At 77.2% G+C, this 1089-nt stretch carries 1 protein-coding gene; it reads left to right on the plus strand.

Annotation, left to right across the window (positions count from 1 at the left end; translation table 11 throughout):
• Positions 1-262 precede the first annotated feature (262 nt).
• Complete coding sequence (locus ACFRQN_RS40890) at positions 263-733, plus strand: hypothetical protein (RefSeq protein WP_380745729.1); 471 nt, start codon at positions 263-265, stop codon at positions 731-733.
• The last annotated feature ends 356 nt before the right edge of the window (positions 734-1089 follow it).

The following is a 1089-nucleotide window of genomic DNA, read 5'->3' on the forward strand; positions in this document are numbered from 1 at the left end:
GCCCCCGGCCGTGCGCCGGGGGCGGGCCCACGTGCGTCCGGCCGGACGGCCCCCCGGGTGGATTCACCCGGATCACCCGGCCAACCGGGTGAACACACCCGGGACTCCACCCGAAGGGCGCACGCCGCGCACCGGCGCTGCCACACTCCGGTGGCAGGCGGCCGCACGGTGGATGACGGTGGATCAGGCGCACCCCCCGCGAGTCCCCTTGTCCGGCACCGTGTCGGCAGTCGCGGTCCTGCGCGCCGGAAGGATCATCCTCATGCGTTCTGCACGCACGCTGCTCGCCGGGGCGGCCGTCGCCGCCGTCCTGACCGTCGGTACCCCCATCGCCTTCGCCGACGGTGCCGACCAGGGCAAGAACCTGACCTGGCAGGAGAAGCAGGAGAAGACCGAGAGGGCCTCCGACAACTCCAAGGGCAACGACGACAGGAAGGGCGGCGCCTCCGAGGAGCACAAGGGCTCCGACGATCGGAAGGGCGACGACGAACACAAGGGTTCCGACGAGCACAAGAGCGGTGACGAGCACAAGGGTTCCGACGAGCACAAGGGCGGCGAGGCCAGGGGGGACGAGGACCACAAGTCCCCGCACGGCGGCGTGCACACCGGTGGCGGCGGCCTGGCGCTGTCCGGCGGCGGGCTCGCCTCCGGCGCGGTGCTGCTGCTCGGCGGCCTCGGGGCGGGCGCGTACGCCCTGCGCCGCGGCCGCCGTGCCTCCGGCGCGGTCGCCTGACGCCGGGCACCCTGCTTCCGCCGCCTCCGGGCGCCCACCCGCACGGGGCGGGCGCACCGGGGGCGGCGGGCCGTCGCGGAACCGGTTGAGCGGAGGAGAGGAATGACGGGCGGTCCCGCCTCTGGAATGCCCCGGCTGCTGCGCGCGGGGATGGGCACGGCAGCGGTCGGGCTGCTGCTGATCTACAACTCGGTGGACACCCGGTCGGACGCGGGCGCGGAGGACGGCAGGCCCGCTCCCCCGGCGGCCGCCGCGCCGGCCGTCCCCGGGCCGGCGGGGGCCGCCGGCCCCCACCCCCCCCGCCCCCCCCCCCGCCCCCCGGCCCCCCCCCCCCCCCCGGGGCACGCCCACCCGCA

The sequence above is a fragment of the Kitasatospora sp. NPDC056800 genome (assembly GCF_042789775.1).
GTDB lineage: Bacteria > Actinomycetota > Actinomycetes > Streptomycetales > Streptomycetaceae > Kitasatospora.

What these genes read in the sequence shown, in the direction of transcription:
- ACFRQN_RS40890 (WP_380745729.1), top strand. Translation starts at nt 263, where the DNA reads ATGCGTTCTGCACGCACGCTGCTCGCCGGGGCGGCCGTCGCCGCCGTC.